We start from the raw sequence: 1,756 nt of genomic DNA, 5'->3' as shown, positions 1-1,756 counted from the left end.
ATACTTCCTTCCCAAGATTTTTTAGGAGAAATACGCTCGAATAATCTATGCTTCCCAAAATTAACACCAACCAGATAGGCTACCGTATCATTTACCCAAATCATAATAAAGATACCCATGACAATATCAGGTCTGAACTGCGTGACTCCATTCTGAAATACAAGGTAAATCAGTAAAGCGAAAGGCAAAGCCACATAAATAATGCCCAATAAAGTATAGGCAATATTAGCAAAAGGATTATCCTTCTTACGATATAATTCAATAATAAAACTTAAGAATACGAGTAAAAGTAATAAGTGAGACAAGGCTGCTTTACCACAGTAAATATGTGAAGTTATCGCAGCAAATAATAACACAACGGCTAAAAGTCCTATACCGACCTGAGGTGATGCTTTGGCCTTTTTTATTAAGCCGTAAAATTCATAGTTCGCCAAAAGAGCTATTCCCAAGAAGGTCGCAATAAAGCCGATAGGATGAAGGTTGATCCCTGCAATTAAAATAATTCCGAATAATAATGCTGTTAAAGCTCTTTTTATAAATTCCCCCACTATGAATATGAATTAGTACAACTCAACAAAATTAAGCCGCCAATTTAAACAAAAAATAGCTAAGTTATCAACTCTCATCGACAACTTAGCTTTAATAAATATCTGGTATAAGGAATTAAACAGCCTTAGAGTTGTTCTCTTCTTCTGATCTTTCTTCTTTCTCAGGAACTTCTGTTGGAATTATTTTGGCTTCTTCAACATCTTCATTACCAAAATTTCTCTTTCCAAATATAGCCTCTAAATCTTCACTAAAAATCACTTCACGCTCCAATAACAATTGGCCAACTTTTTGGTGACCTTCCATATTATCCTTAAGAATTTTCTTAGCTCTTTTATATGAATTATCAATAAGCTCTTTAACTTCCTGATCAATTAACTCAGCAGTTTTCTCACTATATGGCTTAGAAAATCCATAATCAGACTGTCCTGAAGAGTCGTAGTAACTTACATTACCAACTTTCTCACTCATTCCAAAGATAGAAACCATAGCCATTGCTTGCTTAGTTACTTTCTCCAGGTCATTTTGTGCACCTGTAGAAATCTTTCCGAAGGTTAATTCTTCAGCTGCGCGTCCTCCAAGAGCAGAACACATCTCGTCAAGCAGTTGTTCTTTTGTTGTGATACTTCTCTCTTCTGGCAAATACCAAGCCGCACCAAGAGCTTTTCCACGTGGCACAATGGTTACTTTCACCAAAGGATGAGCATATTCTAACAACCAAGAAATAGTTGCATGACCAGCTTCATGGTAAGCAATGGTCTTCTTCTCATTAACTGAGATAATTTTATTTTTTTTCTCTAAACCTCCAATGATTCGATCAACTGCATCAAGGAAATCTTGCTTCTGAATAACATCCTTCTTTTTACGAGCCGCAATCAAAGCCGATTCGTTACAAACATTAGCAATATCAGCTCCAGAGAAACCAGGTGTTTGCTTCGCTAAGTATTTACTCTTAACCGAATCATCAAGTTTTAATGGACGAAGGTGAACATTGAAAATCTCCTCACGCTCATTTAAATCTGGAAGCTCAACATGAATCTGACGATCAAAACGACCTGCACGCATCAAAGCTCTATCAAGAATATCAGCACGGTTAGTTGCTGCAAGAATAATAACACCCGAGTTGGTATCAAAACCATCCATCTCTGTCAATAACTGATTCAATGTATTCTCACGCTCATCGTTAGATCCCATATTTGGGTTCTTACCT

The 1,756-nt window shown here is 36.5% G+C and carries 2 protein-coding genes; both read right to left on the bottom strand.

Annotated features, from left to right (window positions below; genetic code table 11):
- Window positions 1-548 (bottom strand): phosphatidate cytidylyltransferase (locus ABY905_RS17445; protein ID WP_372646075.1); only part of this gene is annotated, 548 nt, incomplete at its 3' end.
- 115 nt (window positions 549-663) lie between these two features.
- Window positions 664-1,756 (bottom strand): ATP-dependent metallopeptidase FtsH/Yme1/Tma family protein (locus ABY905_RS17440; protein ID WP_372646073.1); only part of this gene is annotated, 1,093 nt, incomplete at its 5' end.

The organism is Ancylomarina sp. (assembly GCF_041555295.1).
GTDB lineage: Bacteria > Bacteroidota > Bacteroidia > Bacteroidales > Marinifilaceae > Ancylomarina.
This window is presented reverse-complemented; position numbering and strand designations above follow the sequence as displayed.